Genomic DNA, 24,444 nt, shown 5'->3' on the forward strand with positions numbered 1-24,444 from the left:
GGCGCTCATATTTAAGGCGCGTTGGTGGTGCGTTGAGATTAGTAGGAATTATTGAGAAGCATAATTCCTACATAAATATAAGCTGACTACCATATTTAAGGTATGTTGGCAGCTTGGAGGTTAGTATGGTGCTTGAATTGAAAGAAGCAAATAAACTGCCGGTGAAGACTTTTCGCTGGTTAGGTGTTAATGAATTAAAACTTAAGCGGGAGATTCCAAGTATTACCCCTTTTTATAAAACCGAGCCGGAAGGTGAGGGAGTAAAGAAGCTGGTTATAACCAGAAACAATAATCTTCCCTTAGAGAAACTGCCTCTTACCGGTATGGGAGAAGAGGCCACGGATTTTATCCGCCTGAACAAGAATCAGGAGATGACAATAACAGTTCCCAAGGGTGTTAGAATTAAGGAACCTGTGTTTTTAAAATATAATCTGAAAGATGAAAATCCTGCATTAATCGAAGAAACTTGTATTCTCGCAGAAGAAGACAGTGAGATAACACTGGTTGTTACCTATGAAGGAGAAAAAGCTGAGGATTTATTCCATGGAACCTTAGTTTTTCTAAAAGCCGGCAGGAATGCAGTGATTCGTCTCATTCAGATACAACTCCTTCCTGACAATGCCTTTCATTTTAGTAATATTGGTGCAGTGACAGAGAGTGGCGGCCAAATCTATATTACCCAATGTGAACTGGGTGGAAGCCATGGCATAAGTGGTATACTAGGGGATTTAAAGGGAGATGAAAGCGAACTGCATGTAGATACCATTTATTATGGGGATCAAGAAAGAAATCTTGATTTTAATTATGTAGCCAATCATTATGGAAAGAACTCCAAGAGTGATATGCGAGTAAACGGTGCACTCTCAGATACCAGTAAGAAGATATTCCGCGGGACCATTGATTTTAAAAAAGGTGCATCCGGATCGGAAGGTGCTGAGGGTGAATACACTTTATTATTTGATAAGACGATTAAGAATGTATCTGTTCCTCTTATCCTTTGCGGTGAGGAAAATGTATCCGGAAAACATGCAGCTAACAGCGGTAAAATCGATGAGGAAAAATTGTTTTATATGATGTCCAGAGGATTAAGTGAAGCAGATGCCAAGAAACTTATGGTAGAAGCGTGGTTTAATCCTGCACTGCAGACAATACCCTCCGAGGAACTAAGAGAAAAAGTATCCGAGTATGTTAAGGGGAGGTTAAACCATGTCAAATCCCTATAGAAAAGATTTTCCCTTGCTGAATCAAAAGCAAAGAGAAAAACCGCTTATATATCTTGATAATGCGGCAACGACACAAAAGCCGGAAGCTGTTATAAAAGCAGTGGAAGATTACTACAGCGAATATAATGCCAACCCTTACAGAGGTCTTTATGATATCAGTGAAAAGGCCACGAAAGAATATGAAGAGGCAAGAAAAGTTACGGCTGAATTCATAAATGCTGAAGAGCCAGCTGAAATTATCTTTACCAGAAATGCGACAGAAAGCCTTAATTTAATTGCATATAGCTTTGGCAGAAGTATCTTAAAGGAAGGGGATGAGATTCTTATTCCCATATCAGAGCATCACAGCAACTTGCTTCCCTGGCAGCTTCTGGCAAAAGAAAAAAAAGCCGTACTCAACTATCTGTATCTGGATGATAATGGTCATATAAAAGAGGATGAAATTGAAGCGAAGATAACCAAAAACACCCGAATCGTAGCCTTAGCTTATGTCTCTAATGTGCTTGGAACAATATACCCTGTAAAGAAAATTATAAAGAAAGCACATAGTGTAGGGGCCTTTACTGTTCTTGACTGTGCTCAGAGTATACCTCATTTTCCTCTTGATGTAAGTGAACTTGATACGGATTTTGCAGTCTTTTCCGGACATAAGATGTTAGGGCCGATGGGAATAGGCGTTTTATACGGTAAAAGGCAGCTTTTAGAAGAAATGCCGCCTTTTCTGACTGGCGGAGAGATGATAGATTTTGTCTCTGAACAGGATGCTACCTTTGCCCCCCTTCCCCAGAAATTTGAAGCCGGTACACCTAATGTAGGCGGTGCGATCGGATTAATGGCGGCAATAAATTATATAAAAGATGTCGGATATGATAAAATCCAGAAGGCAGAGGAAGAACTAAGTGTTTATGCTCTTGATAAATTAAGAGAATTGCCCTATGTAACCATTTATGGTGAGAAGAGTTACAGCGAGAGCCGCAGCGGAGTTATTTCCTTTAATGTGTCGGATGTACATCCCCATGATGTTTCATCTCTTCTGGATGCAGATGGAGTCTGTATCCGGGCTGGTCATCATTGTGCACAGCCTTTAATGCGGTATATGCAAGCAGCTGCAACCTGTCGAATCTCTTTTTATTTTTATAATACAAAGGAAGATGTTAATGCCTTTATTGAAAGTCTAAAAAAAGTAAGGAGGTGGCTGGGTCTTGGGGATTGAAAATATTTATTCGGATATATTAAGAGAGCATGCGAACTCCAATCACAACAAACATCACCTTGGCTGTCCCACACAGACCAAACGCGGAATCAATCCAAGCTGCGGTGATGAGATAGAACTGGAACTACAGATAAATGATGGTATTATACAGGATGCATCCTTTGTTGGCAGCGGCTGTGCTATATCCCAAGCTTCTGCATCGATCATGGTGGATTTGATCAAAGGAAAAACCTTGGAAGAAGCCAAGCAACTGGCAAGTACCTTTACCGGTATGATAAAGAATGAGATAACAAATGAGGATGATTTAGAAGTTTTGGAAGATGCCATTGCGCTAAAGGATATATCCCACATGCCGGCCAGAGTAAAGTGTGCTGTTCTTGGATGGCATACTTTAGAGGAAGGTATTAAAGATAACTGTAAATAAAATTATCTATATCTGTTTAATAGATGTATAATCCATAAGGTAATGAATGAAACTAAGTAATAAAAGTATAATAGTGCCATATAAAAGTGTAAATCAGCTTTTGTATGGCATTTGTTTATGTTAACCTTTAAAAGTTATATTTCTCATTTTTTTAGGTAATTCGGATGCTATGTTTCTGGAAGCTTTTGTTATCTTTACTTGCATATTTTGTGGTGAATATATAAAATAAAACTAAAAAGGTTCAAAAGAGAGGTGCTTTATGACAAGATTTGATGAACTCTACCGTAAGCTTGCGAAAGACTATGTTGAAAAAAAAGAGGGTGAAAACAATTACGATGACTATGACCCCCATCATCTTGATTGCCTGTTAAACCCAGAAAAATATCCTCCTATATTACAGATAGGTGAGTGTAATTGTCCATCTAACGGACCATCCTCCTGTATTGATAACTGTATCTTTGAAGCAATTACAAAAGATGAGAACGGAAAATTGATAATTGATAAGGATAAATGTGTGGGTTGTTGTGCTTGTGTGGATGCCTGTAAGGCAGACAAGCTTACGGCAAGCAGAGATATACTGCCGGCTTTATCAGCTCTCCATCAGGCAAAAGGTCCAGTGTATGTATTGATTGCACCAGCATTTTTAGGACAGTTTAATGAAGATGTAACCCCTGGAAAGCTTCGAAATGCATTTAAGTATCTGGGTTTTGCCGGAATGATTGAAGTTGCTCTTTTTGCAGATATACTGACATTAAAAGAAGCTTTGGAATTTGATAAAAATATTGTGACAGAAAGAGATTATCAGCTGACCAGCTGTTGCTGCCCTATGTGGATAGGAATGATCAGGAGGGTGTATCATGATCTGATGCCACATGTACCTGGAGCTGTATCTCCAATGGTCGCATGCGGACGTACAATAAAGGTTATCCATCCGGATGCCACAACCATCTTTATCGGACCTTGTCTTGCAAAAAAAGCGGAAGCCAGAGAAAAAGATATTAAGGATGCCGTTGATTTTGTGCTTACCTTTCAGGAAGTACAGGATATCTTTGAATTTGCAGGAATTGACCCAGCTTCTATGGAAGATAGTGAGAAAGACCATTCATCCAGGGCAGGCCGAATCTATGCCAGAACAGGTGGCGTAAGTGAAGCAGTAGAAAAAACTCTGGATCGGTTAAGTCCTGACAGAAAGATTCATATTAAGACGAAACAAGCTGATGGCGTTCCGGCTTGTAAACAGATGATTAATGATCTGATTGAAGGCAAGACAGATGCCAACTTCTTTGAAGGAATGGGATGTGTTGGCGGGTGTGTAGGCGGACCAAAGGTTATGATTGATAAGGCCGAAGGAAAACGGCATGTTAATGATTACGGTGATAAAGCAGCTTACGAAACACCGATAGACAACCCCTATGTCATAGAGCTGCTTCACCGTCTTGGTTTTGATACAGTAGAAAGTCTGCTCGAACACAGCGACATATTTACAAGAGATTTCAGAGATTAAGTTTAAGTAGTATAAACCTGATGCCGGAAAGAATTTATTATATTGTTCTATTTTGTAAGCTGGAAAATTGTTTTAAATATCAAAATCTCCCTGTCAAGCTTTCCGATTGAGATTTTGATAAGTATAATAGTTAAATAATTAACAATGATATTTTGATTAGTGTTCCTTTCCTATGTGTATAATTGTTATATAAAGGTAATTTTTATTGCAATTATTTGTAATGTTTATGTATAGACAAAAGGAGATATGTAAAATACTCTGAAAATAGAAACAATAAATAAATTTGCTGTAGATTTATTATAAAAAATGGTGTATCATTATCCCGTAATTTAAAATCGGAGTAATCTTTGGAATTTTCCATGTTCCGATTGAATTGGTGTGAAAGTTAATAAAGTTTCATACAGTTACAGTAGGTGAATAGGTTTAGGATTAAGATGTTTTCAGCAGACAGAAATTATATTATTTTGCGGAAATTGTAATCTGTATCCAAGGTGATTTGAAATAATTAATTAATTTCACAAGGAGGATAAGCACATGAGAAAGACCAAAATAATCTGTACATTAGGCCCTTCAACAGACAAGGGAGATGTAATGAGGGAGTTGGCTTTAGCAGGAATGGATTGTGCAAGGTTTAATTTTTCCCATGCAGACCATGAGGAACATTATAACCGTTTGGTTCGTTTAAGACAAATCAGGGAGGAATTGGACATCCCCATAGCAGCATTGCTGGATACAAAGGGTCCTGAAATACGTATTGGTAAATTCACAGATAAAAGGATTGAACTGGTCAAAGGACAGACTTTCACACTTACCACAAGACATATTGAAGGAACAAATGAGTGTGTATATATAAATTATGAGCATCTGGTTAAGGATGTTAATGTAGGCTCTACTATACTTATTGATGACGGTTTAGTAGAACTTACCGTTGAAGAGCTTACGGATACAGATATTATCTGTACTGTAAAAAATGATGGAGCTATTTCAGATAACAAGGGTGTAAATGTACCCGGAACAAAGCTTACAATGCCTTTTATTAGCGCTAAAGACAGAGATGATATTATCTTTGCTATTGAAAACGGATATGATTTTATTGCAGCTTCTTTTACAAGAAATGCAGCTGATATTATGGAAATCCGCAAGATTATGGCTGAGTATAACTGCACAACTACCAATATTATCGCTAAGATAGAGAACATGGAAGGCGTTGAAAATATTGATGAGATAATCGATGCAGCTGACGGAATTATGATTGCCAGAGGTGATATGGGTGTAGAGATACCTTTAGAAGATGTTCCTGTTATCCAGAAAATGATTATTAAAAAAGTATATAATGCTGGTAAACAGGTAATTACTGCTACCCAGATGTTGGATTCTATGATGAAGAATCCCAGACCTACAAGAGCAGAAGCAACAGATGTTGCAAATGCTATCTATGACGGAACCAGTGCTATCATGCTCTCCGGTGAGACAGCAGCAGGTTTATATCCGGTAGATTCATTAAAAACTATGGTTCGTATTGCTATTAGAACCGAGCAGGATATCGATTATAAAAAGCGTTTTAAATTATTAGAAGCTGAAAAGAATCCTAGTATAACCGATGCAATTTCTCATGCAACCTGCACAACAGCACATGATCTGAATGCTGCCGTTATTATTACAGTAACCAAGTCCGGCCAGACTGCAAGAATGATATCCAAATACCGTCCTTCCTGCCCGATTATCGGTTGTACAACAGAGCAGCATGTATGCAGGCAATTGAATTTATCCTGGGGTGTTAAACCTCTTATGATAAAGGAAGAACAGGATACTTTCGTGTTATTTGATCATGCGATATCAAAGGTTGAAGGAAAAGGTTATCTGCACGATGGTGAACTTACTGTTATTACAGCCGGAGTACCTCTTAGAACCTCAGGAACAACAAATATTATCAAGGTTCATATTGCAGGAAGTCATTTTATTAATAATTAAAATAAAGTATAGAGCGGAGAGCATATGGCAGTTTTGATACTTCATAGTTTAAATGATATTCAAAAAGAAGATATTCAAAAACTAATAGCTATCTGCAATGAATACGACGAACTTAAACGACAGCCGGATTTAAAGGAAGAAGATAATTACAATGCAAAGCTTAACAGTTTTTATTGTTATTATGAACAGAATAAACTGTTAAGTGTCCTGATTATATTTCAGCCTTTTGAATCGGAAGCCGAAATCACAGCATATACCCTGCCTTCATATCGAAGACAGGGTTATTTTAAAGTTCTTTTTAATGCAGCATGCAAAGAGTTAAAGAAGTTCGGTGTTTCACAGATAGCTTTCGTTGTTGAGTACCAAAGTAAAGATGGTAAAGCATGTGTAGTTGACCTTGGTGCGGATATGGGAAGGTCTGATTATTTAATGGCTTATAATTATAAAGCAAAAGAAAAAAGAGAAGATGTTGGTTTAATGGATGATATTATTGTTACAGATTTAACAAACATTAATCGAAATGAAGGTATCAAAACTTTCCAACAGATATTTAACTGGGAAGAGGAACAGATTGAAGAACTGCTGAATGAATCGTTGGATTCTACTGATTATCACACATATTTGGCTTATATTAAGGGGAAGGCAGCCGGAACTTTAAGTATATATCAGCATAATTCTTCTGTCTCCATCTTTGGATTTGGTATTATTAAAAGATATCGTGGGAAGGGTTACGGAAAGAGTTTTCTAAACCATGTTTTAAACATCTATAAAGAAGAAGGTAAAGAAAAAGTGCTTCTTCAGGTAGAAAGCGAAAGACAGGAGGCCTTTCTTCTATATAAAAAAACGGGATTTGATATTCTAGAAGAATACGACTATTATTATCTGGATATATAAAAGTGTTACAGTCACAAATGGCTGTATATGGCATAAGATAGTGTTAAAAGATTATACGAGGCTTATATGGCTTATACAGTCATTCTGGATCCCGGACATGGCGGTTATGATAATGGTGCGGTTTATTTCGGAAGAATGGAGAAGTATGATAACCTTGACCTAGCCCTTGCTGTTGGTGAGATATTGGACAGCAATGGTGTAAATGTTTTATTTACAAGGACAGAGGATGTCTACGTATCCCCTTTGGAACGGGCTTATATGGCGAATATGGTACCAGCAGATTATTTTGTATCCATTCATAGAAATTCCGGCCAAACACCAAATACCTACAGCGGGGTGCAGTCTTTGGTTTATAATATGAATGACCCTTCTAGACAGCTCGCAGAGAACCTAAATAAAGAGCTTGAAGAATTAGGGTTTACCGATCTTGGTATTGCTGTTAGAACCGATCTTGCAGTACTAAGAAGAACAGTTATGCCCTCCGTACTGGTTGAAGTCGGATTCATCAATTCAGATTCAGATAACACACTATTCGATGAGAGATTTGACGAAATCTCTTATGCAATTGCAACAGCAATATTAGATTCTCTTGGTGTTCCGCCCACTAATGAAGGTGAACCATCTAATGATAATGAAGATACAGATAACATGATGGATAACAGAAACAGAAACATGAACGGTAACATGAATGATGAATTCAACGGGAATATGAACGGTAACATGAATGATGAATTTAACGGAAATATGAACGGTAACATGAATGATGAATTTAACGGAAATATGAACGGTAACATGAATGATAATTTCAACAAAAATAGGAATAATACCAATGGTAATATGGATAATAACATGAATAACAGCAATAATCCTAACAGTAATTTGGGGCAACATGAGGAGTCTGAAATTGATACAGATTACCAGATAGGCGAAGGCCAGGAAGAACAGCCGACTTACCATATACAGCTTGGTTTGTTCAGAGATGGGAATAATGCAAGAAATCTGGTTAATAATTTAAATCAGGCAGGGTATATGGCCGATATCATAAGTCAGGGAGAACTGTATGCCGTTGTGACCGGCGAATTTGATTCGCTGGATGAGGCACAAGCAGCGGAAGATACTTTAAGACAGCAAGGATACAGTACATTAATTGTAAGGAATGGAAATAGATAAAAATTGAGGGTTGATGCGAATTTAGCAGATAAATTGCATCAATCCTTTTACTTGTAATTTCTATATATTTTTTTTATTGACTTTTTTTTAAAATGTTTTCTAAATAATTCAATACAGGAACGATTTTAACAAATTTAACATAAATTAGAAATAAAAAATGGTGTTTACCTGATTTTTGGCAGCGCCTCATCTGCAGGCGGATGGGGAGGAATAGGGGAGCTATCAGGAATATGAGATACAGTATGCCAAGGGAGCCGGTATAATATGAATGATAGGGATAGGCATATGATAATTAGTGAGGAGTATGCTGATTTTGTTGTGGAGTATGATAATAAACTAAGCTTTTTTGAAAGGTATCAGAATAGCACGTATAATCTTATCAACGAAAAATATGCAGTGCTTCATATACCTGTTACGAACTTTAATAATAATGCAATTCAGGAATTTGGATACCCTTATATTCCTAAATGCTTCGGATTGACTGCATTTGTCAATGGAAATGCAGAAGGAGTAAGCGCTCACAATGTCTACAGCGGTGAAAATACTGGTAATGGGGTTCTAATTGGAATAGTTGATTCCGGAATTGATTACAGAAACCCGCTTTTTATTATGGAGGATAGAACGACCAAAATCGAACTGTTATGGGATCAGACAATAGATAGTCCCCGGTATCCGGAGGGATTCTATTATGGAAGCGAATACACCTCGGAAGACATCAATATGGCATTACAAGCTGAAAACCCTTTAACGGTAGTTCCATCCACAGATATAATCGGAGAAGGAACTGCTATGGCAGGTGTTGCAACAGGTCTGTCCAATAATATGGCCGGTTCTATCGGTGTAGTTCCTGGAGCAGGTCTGGCAATTGTGAAATTAAAAACAGCCAAAAAGTATTTGAAAGATTTTTATGGAATTCCAAATGAAGCTGTATGTTACCAACAAAATGACATTATGATGGGGATAGAATATCTAATACGCAATGCCACTAAATTGGGTAAACCAGTGGTAATATGTATAGGACTAAGTTCTTCTCAAAGTTCTCATAAAGGAGAAGACATCTTATGTAACTACTTGAACGAAAATGCGAATCAAGTTGGGATATGCATGTTAATGGCTTCCGGAAATGAAGGGGATCAGGGGCATCATTATTATAAGAATCTGCAAGCTGATAATCCTACAGATACGGTATATTTACAGGTGGGAAAAAGAGATAAGAATTTTACTGCCGAGATGTGGGGGTTTCTTCCAAGTCTTTTAAATGTTAAGATTATTGCTCCAGACGGAACTAATATACATGAGATACATGCAGATTTTTCTCCTCAGCAAAATATTAATGTCATTTATCAGGAAACAGTTATATTTATTGATCGATATAACAGTGAAACCTATTCCGAACAGCAATTAATTATGTTTCGATTCCGAAATATGATTGAGGGAATTTGGAAGTTTATCGTCTCCGGTACCGACAATTTACAGTCGGAATTCCATATATGGCTTCCGATTCGTAACTTTATTACCGATGAAACTTTCTTTTATAATTCAAATCCTTTTACCACAATTTCCAGCCCAGGTAATGCAGAATTTCCTATCACCATAAATACATTTGAACCTGTTACAATAACCCTGGCCTCATTTACTGGTAAAGGCTTTACAACCACAGGTCTTCCAAAACCCTCTATTACAGCTCCTGGCATAAATCTTCTTGCCCCCACTATTTTTAACTCCATTGAACCTATATCCGGAAGCAGCATGTCGATAGCATATACAGCCGGTATCTGTGCAGGAATTATAGGAGAAAGCTTAGACAGAAAGGCAGAAACAATTATTAATACAGCTGCTGTAAAAAACACTTTATTAATTAATGCAACCAGGCAAAAAAACATTCTATATCCAAATCCGGAATGGGGTTATGGTTATATTCAATAAAATATAAGCTTAAGAATAATAATATTTAGATGTTTTTCTTGACTATTAGCTTTTATCATATTAATATAGGAATATCGTTTAGCAATATAGACAATAAAATAAAATCGGATGATGGAATTGGGAGAGACTGTGGTGTACATAGCGCCGAAGGGGATTCGCAAAAACTCTCAGGCAAAAGGACCAATTTCGGACGATACTCTGGAGAGCGCAAGCACCGACGAAGCAACCTCTACCATTTTAGAGGGAATCTTTCAGGTAAAAAAACGGAGGCGTACTAAGTTTATTTAGTACGCCTTTTTTTTGCGGTCAAAACATAAGTGTTGAGAATTTGTAACAAAGAAAGGAAAAAGCATGGATAAAAAAACACCTCTTTATGCAAGTCATATCAAGTATGGCGGTAAAATCGTACCTTTTGCGGGATATCTTTTACCGGTTCAATATGAAACCGGTGTAATTACAGAACATATGGCAGTTCGAAAATCAGCTGGTTTGTTCGATGTTTCCCATATGGGGGAAATTTTTCTGAAAGGCAAAGATTCATTGGCAAATGTTCAAATGCTTGTGACCAATGATTGTTCTAATATGTATATCGGACAGGTAAAATACAGTCCTATGTGCTATGAAGACGGTGGAGTAGTGGATGATCTTTTGGTATATAAAAGAGCGGAAGAATCTTATCTCTTAGTGGTAAATGCCTCAAACCGTGAAAAAGATGTAAAATATATATCCGAACATCTTTTTGGAGATGTTCAGATGGAAGATGCCTCTGATTCACTTGCACAAATAGCATTACAAGGGCCGGCAGCGGAAAAAATAATGTCTAAGCTATGCCAGGTCTCCGATATACCCGTGGCATACTATACCTTTAAGGAGAATGTTAAGATAGGCCAAATCAATGCACTAATCTCAAGAACCGGTTATACCGGCGAGATGGGTTATGAACTATATGTAGAGAAAGAAGACGGGGAAAAACTCTGGGAACTGATACTTGATAACGGCAGGGAGTATGGTGTAATTCCCTGTGGACTTGGTGCAAGGGATACTTTGAGGCTGGAAGCTGCGATGCCGCTATTTGGGCATGAAATGGATGAAACCATTACACCTCTTGAAACCGGATTATCCTTTGCTGTTAAATTTCACAAAGAGGATTTTCTCGGAAAAGAAGGACTACTAAATCGCGGAGAACCTAGGAGAAAACGTATAGGACTTCGTATAACGGGACGCGGAATTGCAAGGGAAAATTGCCCTGTATATGCTGGTGATACTCTAATCGGATACACTACTTCCGGCACACATTTACCATACCTGGGATATCCGGGAGCTATGGCGATTGTTACGAAGGACTATGATGAAAAAGCATTGCTATCAGTGGAAATCAGAGGAAAAAAAGTTGAAGCAGAAGCGTCTCCTCTGCCCTTTTATAAAAACACTGTAAAATAAGAAATAGTTAAGCGGTTTTATAGCTAGAGTTATAACAGGCAGTTGACAATAGTATGACTAAAAAACATATATAAAACAAATGGAGGAATTTTATGAGCAAATTATTATTTACCAAAACACATGAATGGGTGGAATTTTTGGATGAAACAACTGCAAAAGTTGGTCTTACGGATTATGCACAAAAGGAATTGGGAGATTTGGTGTTTGTAAATCTTCCTGAAGAAGGTGATGAGATTAATGCAGGTGAGAGCATAGGAGATGTGGAATCAGTAAAAGCAGTATCGGAAGTTTATAGTCCTGTAAGCGGTACTGTGAAAAAAATCAATGAAGAACTCTTAGATCATCCGGATTATATTAACTCCGAACCCTATGAATCCTGGTTTGTAATTTTTGAAGAGATTACAGACAAAGAAGAGCTGTTAGAAAAAGAGGAGTATGAACGCTTTATAAACGGGGAGGAATAAACGAATGGGAACCTATGTGCCGAACACAAAAACAGAGCAAGAGGAAATATTAAAATCCTTAGGCTATACCGGTATGGAGGATCTCTTTGTTACTATACCAAAAGAAGTATTACTGGGCAGAGCTCTAGATATTCCAGACGGTATCAGCGAATTGCAGGTTAAGAAAAAATTATCTAAGATTGCAGGAGAGAATAAGGTGTTTTCTTCCCTGTTTCGAGGGTGTGGAGCTTACAGGCATTACATTCCCTCTATTGTGAAGCAGGTAGCATCGAAGGAAGAATTTATGACCGCTTATACTCCTTATCAGGCAGAGATAAGTCAGGGAACCCTTCAGGCAATCTTCGAATTTCAGACTATGATTTGTGAGCTTACAGGCCTTGATGTGGCGAATGCCTCCGTATATGATGGCTGCAGTGCCGCGGCAGAAGCGGTTATTATGTGCCGTGAGCGAAAAAGAAACAGGGTACTTCTTAGTGGTGCTATGAACCCGCAGATAATTGAAACGGTAAAGACTTATCTCCATGGTACCGGTGCGGAGATTTTCGTGGTGCCGGCTAAAGAGGGAGTTACCGACAAGCAGGCGTTACAGCAGATGTTAGACGATAAAACAGCTTGTTTTCTGGTACAGCAGCCTAACTTTTATGGAATATTAGAGGATTATGAGGAACTCGGAAAAATTACAAAGGAATCCGGTGCCAGATACGTAATGAGTTGTAATCCTATTCTTTTAGGAATGCTAAAGACACCTGGAGAGTATGGAGCGGATATAGCGGTTGGAGAAGGCCAGCCTTTAGGCTTATCCTTATCTTACGGCGGACCTTATCTTGGATTTATGACTGCTACCTCAGAATTGATGCGTAAATTACCCGGACGAATTGCAGGACAGACAAAAGATGCAAGAGGAGAAACAGCCTATGTTCTGACCCTCCAAGCAAGAGAGCAACATATCAGAAGAGAGAAAGCTTCAAGCAGTATTTGCTCCAACGAAGCACTCTGTGCACTGACAGCCAGTGTTTATTTAAGTGCCATGGGTAAAAAAGGCCTGAAACAGGCTGCGACTCTTAGTATGTCAAAAGCACATTATCTTGCAGCAAAATTATGCTCCTTGCCAAGGTTTAAAATGGCATTTGAAGGGGATTTTGTTCATGAGTTTACCACGGTATATGAGGGCAATACAGATAAGCTTTTAGACGAGTTAGAGAAATACGGTATATTAGGCGGTCTCCCCCTTCAAGGCACAGATACCGGTAAAATAATATGGTGTACTACGGAAATGAATTCCAAAGAAGAGATGGATGAGCTTATAGATAGAATTAAGGAGGTGCAGTTACATGAAGCTGATATTTGAAAAGACTAAGATAGACAGAGGAAGCATGCTGCTGCCACCCCTTGATGTACCTGAAACAGAATTAAAGGCTTGCTATAAAAGGGAGAAGGAACTTCACTTAGAAGCTATGCCGGAAACAGATATCAGCAGACACTATACAGAGCTTGCTGAACGGGTATACGGTGTAAATAACGGATTCTACCCCCTTGGCTCCTGTACCATGAAATACAATCCAAAGGTCAATGATGAAATGGCTGCATTACCAGGCTTTACGGATATACATCCGCTTCAGCCCGCAGCTACCGTTCAGGGAGCACTAAAGGTAATTAGTGAAACAGAAAAATTATTAAGTGAAATTACCGGTATGGATGATTATTCTCTGCAGCCTGCAGCCGGAGCCCATGGAGAATTCACAGGGCTTAAGCTGATTAGGGCTTATCATGAAAAAAGAGGGGATGTAAAGAGAACCAAGATTATCGTTCCAGACTCCGCCCATGGTACTAACCCTGCCAGCGCAGCTATGGCAGGCTTTGAGGTGGTAAATATACCTTCTACGGATAAAGGCTTCGTTGATGTAGAGGCTCTTAAAAAAGCAGTAGGTGAAGATACGGCAGGGTTTATGCTGACCAATCCCAATACTTTGGGACTTTTTGATGAGAATATCCTTGAAATCACGAAGATAGTACACGATGCAGGCGGCTTGAATTATTATGACGGAGCCAACCTAAATGCAATTATGGGAATTGCAAGACCGGGAGACATGGGCTTTGATGTAATGCACCTTAATCTTCATAAAACTTTCTCCACACCTCATGGAGGCGGAGGCCCAGGAAGCGGTCCGGTAGGTTGCAAAAAAATATTAACGCGTTTTCTTCCCGTGCCACGAGTAAAAAGAAACGGTGACAGTTATGTCCTGTCAGAAGACAGGGAGGATTCCATCGGAAGAGTAAGAGGTTTTAATGGTAATTTTCTTGTACTGGTAAGAGCACTAACCTATATTTTAACCCTTGGTGCAGATGGTTTGAAAGCGGCTTCTCAGAATGCGGTGCTTAATGCCAATTACTTAATGGAGAATTTAAAAGATACGTATTTAACCCCTTTTTCCGGTCCCTGTATGCATGAATTTGTTATCAGTCTGGAAGAACTTAAAAAGGAGACAGGAGTTTCCGCTCTTGATATGGCAAAAGCACTCTTGGATTATGGAGTACATCCGCCAACCATGTATTTCCCATTAATTGTTCACGAAGCATTTATGCTGGAACCTACGGAAACCGAGAGCAGAGAGAACCTTGACAAAGTGATATCCATCTATAAAGAATTATATAAAAGAGCTAAGGATGATCCCGAAGACATAAAAAATAGTCCTAAGAAAACAGTAATAGGCCGCCCGGACGAAGTTATGGCAGCAAGGACTCCGGTGATCCGTTATGATTTTACCGGAAGTATTAACTAGTGCATTGTTCTTTAAAAACTGTAACAAGTATAGTTTTAAAGGATTTACAAGTGTATTGTTCAATAAATAGGAGCATATACGATGAAAAATTTAAATAATATTCGGGAGGAATTCGGTTGATTAAGGAACTTAGCTATTGCATTGCAGAGAGTGTTAATCCCTATGAAAATCTGGCATTGGAAGAATATCTTCTGGAACATGTGAGGGAAGGAGAATGTATTTTATACCTTTGGCAGAATGAAAAGACTGTGGTTATCGGAAAAAACCAAAATCCCTGGAAAGAATGCCGTATAGAGGAATTAAGTAACGATGGCGGAAGGCTTGTTAGAAGACTCTCCGGCGGCGGAGCTGTATTTCATGATCTTGGTAATCTAAACTTTACCTTTCTTGTACGCAAGGAAGATTATGACGTTAAAAAGCAGATGACAGTAATTGTGGAAGCAGTAAAAGCACTTGGAATCCCAGCAGAGATTAATGGCAGAAATGATATTACGGCAGATGGAAAGAAATTCTCTGGTAATGCCTATTATACGGATGGTATTCATTCTTACCATCATGGAACGATTCTTATTCACATTGACAAAGAAAAACTTTCGAAGTACTTAACTGTATCCAGGGATAAACTAGTTTCTAAGGGTGTGGATTCTGTAAAGGCCAGAGTTGTAAACTTAAATGAGTTCAGAGAAGACCTTACCATTAACATGGTACGGGATGAACTTGTAAAAGCTTTTTCTAAGAGTTTTAATCTGCCTGTAAATAAATATATAATGGATACCGGGGAGGAAGAAAAACTACATGAGCTTGTTGAAAAATTCTCCTCTTGGAAATGGATTGCAGGGGAGAAACTCTCCTTTGATTACCGTATGGAAAGACGTTTTCAATGGGGTGGTATTGAAATCCAACTACAGATTGAAAAAGGAATCATATCTGATTTAAGAGTTTATTCCGATGCGATGGAAGTTGCTTTCTTTGAAAAAATAGAACAACAGTTAAAGGGCTGCCGTTTCAGCAGCAGGGATATGGCAGAACGGCTTAACCAATTAAAACCAGCGGAAGATAATATGAAAGATATCCTTGTTAATGTCACAGATATGGTGATGGAGGAACAATTATAAACACGCAAAGTATGAATAGTGGAAAGAAGGAGAATACCATGGAAGAAAAATACCAGCTTATCGTAATAGGAGCTGGACCAGGAGGCTATGAGGCTGCCATTCGGGCAGCTCAGCTAGGAATAAAAACTGCCTTGGTAGAAGAAAATGAACTTGGCGGTACCTGTTTAAATAGAGGCTGTATTCCTACGAAGACATTGCTTCATAGCTCAAATCTCTATTATGAATCCAACAACTTTAAAGAATTAGGTCTGAAAATTGATGGTATCTCCTATGACCTGGGAAGATTGTACGAAAGAAAGAATGAAGTAGTAGAGAAGATACAAAGCGGAATTGGCGCTCTTTTAAAAGCAAATAAAATAGACGTTTATTATGGGCGAGGAGTAATTGAAGGCCCTGGTAAAGTTAAACTCTTCTTAAAGGAATCAGAAGAAGTGAGGCTTCTTGAAGCAGATAACCTGCTCCTTGCTACGGGTTCCAAGCCATTAGTGCCTAATATCCCAGGCATAGACTTGGATTACGTTATGACCAGCGATGACCTTCTGGCTGGAAAGAAGGATTTCAATAAGCTAATCATTGTAGGCGGAGGTGTTATCGGCTGTGAATTTGCTACCATCTTTACTCAGTTAGGGATGGAAGTGGAGATTGTAGAAGCAGCGGATAGAATATTACCTTCCCTTGATAAAGAGATTTCTCAAAGTGCCGCTATGAATCTTAAGAAAAAAGGTGCTATCATCCACACAAAATCGAAACTTGAAAGAATCGAAAAGGATGAAGAGCATGGCAGAACGCTAAAGCTTACTGTTTCAGCTGCTGATAAGATAAAGGAACTTACTGCCGATGCTGTTCTTATATGTATCGGAAGAAAGGCTAATGTAGATAATCTTCTGTCAGCAGGTGTAACTTTGGAATGTGAAAAAGGCTGGATTAAGACCGATGAAAGGTTTATGACGAACATTTCTGGTATTTATGCTGTTGGAGACGTTACCGGTGGTATTCAATTAGCCCATAATGCTTCTGCCCAGGGTATTACCGTTGCAGAGCTTATTGCCGGAAGTGAACCGACTATTAATAGAAAGAGTATACCTTCTTGTGTATATATGAATCCTGAGATTGCATCTGTTGGCTTAACGGAAGAGGATGCCAAGAAATCAGAAATAGATTTTGTGACCGGTAAATACCCTATGTCAGGTAATTGTAAAACACTTCTTTCCATGGATGAAAGAAGTTATATAAAAGTGATAGCCGAAAAAGAAAGCGGCAAGCTGTTGGGAGCTCAGATAATATGTGCAAGAGCAACGGATATGATTGGAGAATTCTCATTAGCTATAGCAAATGGCTTGACAGCAGAAGAAATGCATACCGCTGTCAGACCACATCCTACTTATGAGGAAGGAATCACTGAGGCTTTGGCAGACACCCTTACGGGAGCAATTCATCTGATGCCTCGAAAATAATTTTTAGTGTAAAAAATAATTTATTATCAAAATTAGCAGTACAAGGATAACAGATAAATCTTAGCAGTTAAATGTTGCTTAAGATTTATCTGTTATTTTGTTACTGCCTTATTTTTATTAGGACTTTATGATGTCAGTTATAATGGGAAATGTAAAATTGTATTTGTAGAAATGTTGAATGATAGAGAGAAGCCCTTTATTTTTTAATCAAATTATGGTATTATTTAAATATAACAGAAAAAGAAGTATATATCAATAATCTTGATATAAAGCAAGAGAAGGGAGGGATAAAATCCGTGAAATCCATTCGATTGGATCTGGATAATCAAGAGGGGATGGTGCTGATAGCAAAAGCTCTTTCAATCGATGCTCGGATAGAAATAATCCGCCTTTTGTATAAGAATAGCTATAACATCAATGAGATTGCTGAGCAGCTAAAGCTTCCTCAGTCCTCTGCAGCAACTCATGTTAAGGTTTTGGAGGAGGCAGGGCTTATCGAGACAGAATTGGTGCCTGCCAGCAGAGGTTCCATGAAGATTTGCAAGCTTTCCCTGGAATCCATAGAGTTTCTGATGAAAACAGAAAGAGAAGAGGACTCAGAAGTAATTCATATGCCCATTGGCAATTATGTTGATTACTATGTAGAGCCAACTTGCGGAATTGTTAGTGAAAAGGGTTACATTGACGAGGAAGACGAACCACGTTGCTTTTATAACCCATACCGTACTACAGCCAAACTGTTGTGGTTTGGAAAGGGATATGTGGAATACCGTTTTTCTAACCATTTACTTGTCAGTAGACAGTTGAAGGGAATGGAAGTATCCATGGAACTTTGTTCAGAGGATCATGAATACAACATGGATTATCCCTCTGATATAACCTTATGGGTAAATGGAATAGAAGCCGGAACCTGGACCTGCCCCAGTGATTTTGGCGGCAGAAGAGGCAAGTTAAATCCTTCCTGGTGGCCGGATAAGAATACTCAGTATGGCATCTTAAAAACCTGGATTTTTAAGCCTGAAGGAACCTTTATAGATGAGGAACAGGTAAATAAGCTTCCGATAGACGCTTACCATCTGGAAGCAAATGGTTTTATTTCAGTAAGGCTTGGAATAAAAGAAGATGCAAAACATATTGGCGGGATTAATTTATTTGGAAGCAGCTTTGGTGACTACCATCAGGATATACGAATGAAACTGATATTTTAAATTATATAAAACAGGAGGAAGAGATTGTGAAACAAGAATTATTAAGTAGTTTTGAAGAAGTATTTGGTGCTAAAGATGCAGAGTTATTCTTCGCACCAGGAAGAGTGAATCTTATCGGAGAGCATACCGACTATAATGGAGGACACGTATTTCCCTGTGCTCTAACTATCGGTACTTACGGTGCGGCCAGAAAGAACGGAGAAAAAGTACTTCGTTTTTATTCTCTTAACTTTAAAGAGCTTGGCGTAATTGAAGTTCCTGTTGAAAATCTTGTATATGACAAAAAAGATGACTGGGCCAACTATGCAAAAGGGGTAATTAAAACTTTACAAGATAAGGGTTATTCCATTCATGAGGGCTTGGATCTGCTATATTATGGTAATATTCCCAATGCCTCCGGCTTGTCCTCCTCTGCTTCCGTTGAAGTTCTGACAGGTTTTATGGTAAAAGAATTATTTGGTCTTGATATCAGTCTGGTTGACCTTGCTCTGGTAAGTCAATATGCAGAAAACCATTTTATTGGAGTGAATTGTGGTATTATGGATCAGTTTTCCATCGCTATGGGTAAAAAAGATCATGCTATCTTCTTAGATACCAGCGATTTATCCTATGAATATGCACCTATTAAGCTTGAAGATTCCAAGATTGTAATTGCTTGCAGCAATAAAAAGAGAGGCCTTGGCGATTCAAAATATAATGAAAGAAGACAGGAATGTGAAGATGCTCTGGCATCTCTGCAAAAGGTTGTTGAGATTAAATCCTTAGGAGAGCTGACAGAAGAAGAATTCGAGAAATATAAGGATTCCATTGGAGATTTCACCCGAACAAAGCGGGCAAAGCATGCTGTATATGAAAATCAAAGAACAATGAAGGCGGTAGAAGCTCTGAGTGCCGGAAATATCACCTTGTTTGGAGAACTTATGAATGCTTCTCATGTATCTTTAAGAGATGACTATGAAGTTACCGGTATAGAGCTTGATACTTTAGTGGAAGCTGCCTGGGCTCAAGAAGGGGTTATCGGTTCCCGTATGACCGGAGCTGGTTTTGGCGGTTGTACCGTAAGCATCGTAAAGAACGAAAATGTAGATGCCTTTATTGAAAATGTAGGAACAATTTACGAGAAGAAAATCGGATATAAAGCAGACTTTTATGTTGTAGAAGTTGGCGATGGTCCTGTTAGATTATAATTAGGCATTCCATACAACTATTTGGAGCAGTATTACCGGTAAGATGGTGATTTGCATGGAAATTAGAGTAAATAAGAAAAGAAAGGCAGGAGATAAGTATGACAATATTAGTATTAGGCGGGGCAGGGTATATTGGTTCCCATACGGTTTATGAATTGATTGAAAAAGGTGAGGATGTTGTAATCGTTGACAATTTGGAAACCGGCTACAAGGAAGCTGTTCATCCGAAAGCAAGATTCTATCAGGGTGATATCCGTAACAGGGAATTCGTTGACAGTGTTTTTGAGAAAGAGAAAATCGATGCAGTAATTCATTTTGCTGCCAATTCCCTGGTGGGTGAGAGCATGACAAACCCCTTAAAATACTATGATAATAATCTCTGTGGAACTAAGGTTCTTCTAGAGTCGATGATAGCTCATGATGTAAAAAAAATTGTGTTTTCCTCTACCGCAGCAACCTACGGCGAACCAGAGAAGGTACCCATCCTGGAGGGGGATAAAACAGAGCCCACCAACTGCTATGGCGAAACAAAATTATCTATGGAAAAAATGTTTAAATGGACAGACAGAGCACATGGTCTGCGTTATGTTTCCCTTCGTTACTTTAATGCCTGCGGAGCTCATAAAAGCGGCAGCATCGGAGAAGCTCACAACCCCGAGACCCATCTGATTCCGCTGGTGCTTCAGGTCCCAAACAAGAAAAGAGAAGCAATCAATATCTTCGGTGATGATTATGATACAAAAGACGGTACCTGTGTAAGAGATTATATCCATGTAACGGATTTGGCACAGGCACATATCCTTGCGGTAGAATACCTTCTGAAAGGAAATGAAAGTGATATCTTCAATCTTGGCAACGGAGTAGGTTTTACTGTAAAAGAAATTATAGAAGCCGCGCAAGAAGTCACCGGTCAGGAAATTCCGGCTGTGATATCTCCACGAAGAGCCGGAGATCCCGCTAAATTAATAGCTTCCAGTGAAAAGGCCAAGAAAGTCCTTGGTTGGAGACCGGAATTTGTGGATGTGAAAGAAATTATAGCAACCGCCTGGAAATGGCATCAGACACATCCGGATGGTTATAAGACGAAATAACGAGTATCTATTAGAAGCTTGGTTGCTCAGGAAAGAGGTTGTTATGATATTCGAATACATCAGGGCTTTGATGGAATATGCGGAAAAAACAGGATTGATAGTAAAAGAAGATAAGAATTATACTCTTAACAGGCTTTTAGAAGCTCTAAGCCTGGAAGAATATGAAGAGCCTCAGGACAGCCCCTCCTATGAGGAAATTGTTAAGGGAGGGCTTGAATCTATCTTAAATGGAATACTGGATTATGCAGCAGATAAAGGCATCCTGACTGGTAATAGTATTGTATATAGAGATTTATTTGACACAAAACTGATGGGTCTCTTGGTTCCATCTCCATCAACTGTGATTAAAACATTTAATTCTCTTTATAAGAAAAATCCGAAAATGGCAACAGATTATTATTATAAACTCAGTCAGGATTCGGATTATATTAGAAGGTATCGTATTATTAAGGACCAAAAGTGGGTTACTAAGACAGCTTACGGAGATATTGATATCACCATAAACCTTTCTAAACCGGAGAAGGACCCTAAAGCCATCGCAGAAGCAAAGTTAAAAAAACAAAGCGGATATCCCAAATGTCTGTTATGTGTTGAAAATGAGGGTTATGCCGGCAGAGTGGATCACCCCGCCAGGCAAAATCATAGAATCATCCCAGTTAGGATTAATAATCAGGAATTCGGATTCCAATATTCTCCTTATGTTTATTACAATGAACACTGTATAGTGTTAAACAGCGAGCACACACCAATGAAAGTAGATAAAGAGGCTTTTAGAAAGCTTTTTGATTTTGTTAAGCTCTTTCCTCATTACTTCGTAGGTTCTAACGCTGACCTTCCTATTGTCGGCGGATCTATTCTGACGCATGACCATTTTCAAGGGGGTAATTATGAATTTGCTATGGCAAAGGCTCCTATCGAAAAGAGATTTCAGATAAAAGGTTTTGAGAGTGTGGAAGCTGGTATTGTAAAATGGCCAATGTCAGTTATTCGGCTTAGAAGTAAAGTGGCAGAGGAATTGATAGAACTTGGGGATCATATACTTAACTCTTGGAGAACTTATACTGATGAAGAGGCTTTTATCTATGCCTATTCCGATGCCTCCGGCAAACTTCTGAATAAAAAGGAAGTAATAGAAGGAACACAGGCAGAAAAACATAACCGGGAGCCTCATAATACCATAACACCCATAGCTAGAAATAAAGACGGAATCTATGAGTTTGATTTAGTACTAAGGAATAATGTAACTACCAAAGAACATCCTCTAGGTGTTTACCATCCTCACAGTGAGCTTCATCATATTAAAAAGGAAAACATTGGATTAATTGAAGTTATGGGCCTAGCTGTATTACCCGCTCGCTTAAAAGTTGAGATGGAAGAACTTCGAGCTGCTATTTTAAATGCAAAAGTGATTGGAGCAGAGGAAGATATTTATAAACACAAGGATTGGATGGAAGGATTTCTACCCAAATACAAGGAAATCACGCCAGATAATATTGATTCTATTCTCCAAGAAGAGATTGGTCTGGTATTTGCAAAAGTACTGGAACATGCAGGAGTTTATAAAAGAGATACCGCAGGTCAGGAAGCCTTTGAGAGGTTTATTTCAGTGTTAGGCAGAATATAAGTAAACAGAATAAACAGGAATTGAGAGCTAAATTAAACAGTAGATGGAATATAAATACTGCCACAGATACTGCATTCTTTCAAGCCCTAACCTATGGTTAGGATAAACCAGAAAGATCATCTAAACATTAATCTTAACAAATATAAAATTGCAGCAAATAGCCCATCTATGATAAGATATCTACATAGATGGGCTATTTCATTGGATAAGAATCAACGTCGGTAAGTTATCCTAAATATTATTTTTTCTATGCTTTTGAATACTGCCATATATAAAACCGGTTATCAAGGACATTACTCTCCATAATAAGATGCCAAATCCCATATAAATAAGGTCAAATACTAATATGCCAGCAATATATTTCATATAAAATAGTAATCTCATTCTTCTGAAAAATAAGATATTCCCCTTTCCTATGGGATTCATTACTGTTTCTATATTAAATTATATAGTAAATATTTTGCGAAAGCAAATAAATAATCATAGGTTTGGTCATATGTAGTCCACATTTCTTACTTATAATATAGGAAACGATTAAATAGTATAAAATATGAAAATGTAAAGGCAGGGCTTAAATCAAATGAAGCAGGAATTTGACTTAGAAAAATATATGACAAACGGCGTAGAGAACATCGTAAAAGGGGCATTAAAAGCTTCCCTTTCCAATCCAAAAGAAAGCTTATTTATGGCGAAATATGCCCGGTCCAGTAAAAAAGCAGCGGCATTAAGGAGAAATGCGGAAAATGCAGGTGAACATATACCGGCATTCCTTATTGCCAGTATTACGAGCAAATGCAATCTGCATTGTGCAGGATGCTATGCAAGAGCCAATCATGCCTGCCATGACGAAGAAGAATTGAAGCAACTAACCCAAAAAGAATGGAACGCGGTGTTTCAGGAAGCGAAAGAAATTGGTATTGGTTTTATACTGCTTGCCGGAGGCGAACCTTTACTTCGAAAAGATGTATTAGAAACAGCTGCAAAAATACCGGATATTTTATTCCCCGTTTTTACAAATGGTACTTTGATTGGGGAGCAATACATAAGACTATTTGATAGGCATAGAAACCTTGTTCCTATATTAAGTATTGAAGGCAGAGAGGAAGGGACGGATACAAGGAGGGGAAGTGGTGTATATGAAAAACTTCTTGTCTCTATGGAGCTGTTTCACCAGGAGGGAATACTATATGGGGCTTCTATCACCGTTACAACTGAAAATATCAAAGAAGTTACTTCTTATGAATTCTTAAATCAACTTTATCACAAAGGTTGCAAAGTAGTTATTTATGTTGAATTTGTGCCTGTTACCGAAGAAGCGAAAGAGCTTGCCCCGGGTGAATACGAAAGAGAATACTTAAACAAGACACTTATAGATATCAGAGAGTATTATGAGGATATGGTGTATATATCATTTCCTGGTGATGAAAAGACCTCCGGCGGCTGTCTGGCAGCGGGACGTGGATTCTTTCATATTAACTCGAAAGGCGGTGCGGAACCATGCCCCTTTTCCCCTTATTCGGATATTAATGTAAGGGATGTGGCACTGAAGAAAGTTCTGGAATCTAGATTATTTGTAAGGCTTCGGGAGGAAAATGTGCTTATGGAAGACCATACAGGAGGTTGCATACTATTTGAAAAAAGGCAACTGGTGGAGAAACTCCTTAATTCTTGATCCTATATTCTGGTAGAAAATCGCCAAATGTTTAACTTCCGTTTACATTACTTTGGTATGATTGATGAAAACTATGTATTGATA

At 38.4% G+C, this 24,444-nt stretch carries 18 protein-coding genes, 1 pseudogene and 2 riboswitches; all 19 genes and pseudogenes read left to right on the top strand.

What is annotated here, in order from left to right:
- Positions 1-125: 125 nt before the first annotated feature.
- Positions 126-1,223, top strand: a complete 1,098-nt coding sequence (locus bsdcttw_RS12320) for a SufD family Fe-S cluster assembly protein (protein WP_185255169.1) — start codon at positions 126-128, stop codon at positions 1,221-1,223.
- The gene (locus tag bsdcttw_RS12325; RefSeq protein WP_185255170.1) at positions 1,207-2,436 is read left to right on the top strand and encodes a cysteine desulfurase; all 1,230 of its coding nucleotides are present in this window, start codon (positions 1,207-1,209) and stop codon (positions 2,434-2,436) included. Before bsdcttw_RS12320 ends, bsdcttw_RS12325 begins: the two co-directional genes overlap by 17 nt.
- Positions 2,426-2,860 carry a Fe-S cluster assembly sulfur transfer protein SufU gene (sufU, locus tag bsdcttw_RS12330; RefSeq protein ID WP_185255171.1) on the top strand — a complete coding sequence of 145 codons (435 nt, stop codon included), beginning with the start codon at positions 2,426-2,428 and terminating at the stop codon, positions 2,858-2,860. The genes bsdcttw_RS12325 and sufU overlap by 11 nt, the downstream gene beginning before the upstream one ends.
- Positions 2,861-3,119: 259 nt before the next feature.
- Complete coding sequence (locus bsdcttw_RS12335) at positions 3,120-4,364, top strand: [Fe-Fe] hydrogenase large subunit C-terminal domain-containing protein (RefSeq protein WP_185255172.1); 1,245 nt, start codon at positions 3,120-3,122, stop codon at positions 4,362-4,364.
- Between the two features lie 534 nt (positions 4,365-4,898).
- Positions 4,899-6,314: pseudogene (pyk, locus tag bsdcttw_RS12340) on the top strand (pyruvate kinase); the annotation flags it as partial.
- Between the two features lie 45 nt (positions 6,315-6,359).
- Entirely contained in the window at positions 6,360-7,229 is an 870-nt protein-coding gene (locus bsdcttw_RS12345; RefSeq protein ID WP_185255174.1) for a GNAT family N-acetyltransferase, read from the top strand.
- Positions 7,230-7,295: 66 nt separating this feature from the next.
- On the top strand, positions 7,296-8,399 hold the full coding sequence (locus bsdcttw_RS12350; RefSeq protein WP_185255175.1) for an N-acetylmuramoyl-L-alanine amidase: 1,104 nt from the start codon (positions 7,296-7,298) through the stop codon (positions 8,397-8,399).
- 264 nt (positions 8,400-8,663) lie between these two features.
- A complete protein-coding gene (locus tag bsdcttw_RS12355) occupies positions 8,664-10,325 on the top strand; it encodes a S8 family peptidase (protein WP_185255176.1) in 1,662 nt (553 codons plus the stop codon).
- A 108-nt stretch (positions 10,326-10,433) separates the two neighbouring features.
- Positions 10,434-10,518: riboswitch (glycine riboswitch) on the top strand.
- Between the two features lie 3 nt (positions 10,519-10,521).
- A riboswitch (glycine riboswitch) is annotated at positions 10,522-10,594 on the top strand.
- Positions 10,595-10,676: 82 nt separating this feature from the next.
- The gene (gcvT, locus tag bsdcttw_RS12360) at positions 10,677-11,765 is read left to right on the top strand and encodes a glycine cleavage system aminomethyltransferase GcvT (RefSeq protein ID WP_185255177.1); all 1,089 of its coding nucleotides are present in this window, start codon (positions 10,677-10,679) and stop codon (positions 11,763-11,765) included.
- 92 nt (positions 11,766-11,857) lie between these two features.
- Entirely contained in the window at positions 11,858-12,229 is a 372-nt protein-coding gene (gene gcvH / locus bsdcttw_RS12365; protein WP_185255178.1) for a glycine cleavage system protein GcvH, read from the top strand.
- 4 nt (positions 12,230-12,233) lie between these two features.
- Positions 12,234-13,577, top strand: a complete 1,344-nt coding sequence (gcvPA, locus tag bsdcttw_RS12370; protein ID WP_185255179.1) for an aminomethyl-transferring glycine dehydrogenase subunit GcvPA — start codon at positions 12,234-12,236, stop codon at positions 13,575-13,577.
- Positions 13,561-15,009: an aminomethyl-transferring glycine dehydrogenase subunit GcvPB gene (gene gcvPB / locus bsdcttw_RS12375; protein ID WP_185255180.1), complete on the top strand. Its 1,449-nt coding sequence runs from the start codon at positions 13,561-13,563 to the stop codon at positions 15,007-15,009. Before gcvPA ends, gcvPB begins: the two co-directional genes overlap by 17 nt.
- Before the next feature lie 116 nt (positions 15,010-15,125).
- Positions 15,126-16,124: a lipoate--protein ligase gene (locus bsdcttw_RS12380; RefSeq protein ID WP_185255181.1), complete on the top strand. Its 999-nt coding sequence runs from the start codon at positions 15,126-15,128 to the stop codon at positions 16,122-16,124.
- 38 nt (positions 16,125-16,162) lie between these two features.
- Positions 16,163-17,578 carry a dihydrolipoyl dehydrogenase gene (gene lpdA, locus bsdcttw_RS12385; protein WP_185255182.1) on the top strand — a complete coding sequence of 472 codons (1,416 nt, stop codon included), beginning with the start codon at positions 16,163-16,165 and terminating at the stop codon, positions 17,576-17,578.
- Positions 17,579-17,874: 296 nt separating this feature from the next.
- Positions 17,875-18,786: an ArsR/SmtB family transcription factor gene (locus bsdcttw_RS12390; protein ID WP_225903643.1), complete on the top strand. Its 912-nt coding sequence runs from the start codon at positions 17,875-17,877 to the stop codon at positions 18,784-18,786.
- A gap of 26 nt (positions 18,787-18,812) precedes the next feature.
- Positions 18,813-19,973: a galactokinase gene (locus bsdcttw_RS12395; RefSeq protein WP_330602169.1), complete on the top strand. Its 1,161-nt coding sequence runs from the start codon at positions 18,813-18,815 to the stop codon at positions 19,971-19,973.
- Positions 19,974-20,071: 98 nt separating this feature from the next.
- Entirely contained in the window at positions 20,072-21,064 is a 993-nt protein-coding gene (gene galE / locus bsdcttw_RS12400; protein WP_185255183.1) for a UDP-glucose 4-epimerase GalE, read from the top strand.
- 43 nt (positions 21,065-21,107) lie between these two features.
- Entirely contained in the window at positions 21,108-22,688 is a 1,581-nt protein-coding gene (locus bsdcttw_RS12405) for a UDP-glucose--hexose-1-phosphate uridylyltransferase (RefSeq protein WP_185255184.1), read from the top strand.
- Positions 22,689-23,268: 580 nt separating this feature from the next.
- Entirely contained in the window at positions 23,269-24,360 is a 1,092-nt protein-coding gene (locus bsdcttw_RS12410; RefSeq protein WP_185255185.1) for a radical SAM protein, read from the top strand.
- Positions 24,361-24,444 lie beyond the last annotated feature (84 nt).

The organism is Anaerocolumna chitinilytica (genome assembly GCF_014218355.1).
In the GTDB taxonomy this organism is placed as follows: domain Bacteria; phylum Bacillota; class Clostridia; order Lachnospirales; family Lachnospiraceae; genus Anaerocolumna; species Anaerocolumna chitinilytica.

Coding starts and splice junctions, on each gene's coding strand:
- bsdcttw_RS12320 (WP_185255169.1), top strand. CDS start 126: ATGGTGCTTGAATTGAAAGAAGCAAATAAACTGCCGGTGAAGACTTTT.
- bsdcttw_RS12325 (WP_185255170.1), top strand. CDS start 1,207: ATGTCAAATCCCTATAGAAAAGATTTTCCCTTGCTGAATCAAAAGCAA.
- bsdcttw_RS12335 (WP_185255172.1), top strand. CDS start 3,120: ATGACAAGATTTGATGAACTCTACCGTAAGCTTGCGAAAGACTATGTT.
- bsdcttw_RS12345 (WP_185255174.1), top strand. CDS start 6,360: ATGGCAGTTTTGATACTTCATAGTTTAAATGATATTCAAAAAGAAGAT.
- bsdcttw_RS12350 (WP_185255175.1), top strand. CDS start 7,296: ATGGCTTATACAGTCATTCTGGATCCCGGACATGGCGGTTATGATAAT.
- bsdcttw_RS12355 (WP_185255176.1), top strand. CDS start 8,664: ATGAATGATAGGGATAGGCATATGATAATTAGTGAGGAGTATGCTGAT.
- gcvT (WP_185255177.1), top strand. CDS start 10,677: ATGGATAAAAAAACACCTCTTTATGCAAGTCATATCAAGTATGGCGGT.
- gcvH (WP_185255178.1), top strand. CDS start 11,858: ATGAGCAAATTATTATTTACCAAAACACATGAATGGGTGGAATTTTTG.
- gcvPA (WP_185255179.1), top strand. CDS start 12,234: ATGGGAACCTATGTGCCGAACACAAAAACAGAGCAAGAGGAAATATTA.
- gcvPB (WP_185255180.1), top strand. CDS start 13,561: ATGAAGCTGATATTTGAAAAGACTAAGATAGACAGAGGAAGCATGCTG.
- lpdA (WP_185255182.1), top strand. CDS start 16,163: ATGGAAGAAAAATACCAGCTTATCGTAATAGGAGCTGGACCAGGAGGC.
- galE (WP_185255183.1), top strand. CDS start 20,072: ATGACAATATTAGTATTAGGCGGGGCAGGGTATATTGGTTCCCATACG.
- bsdcttw_RS12405 (WP_185255184.1), top strand. CDS start 21,108: ATGATATTCGAATACATCAGGGCTTTGATGGAATATGCGGAAAAAACA.
- bsdcttw_RS12410 (WP_185255185.1), top strand. CDS start 23,269: ATGAAGCAGGAATTTGACTTAGAAAAATATATGACAAACGGCGTAGAG.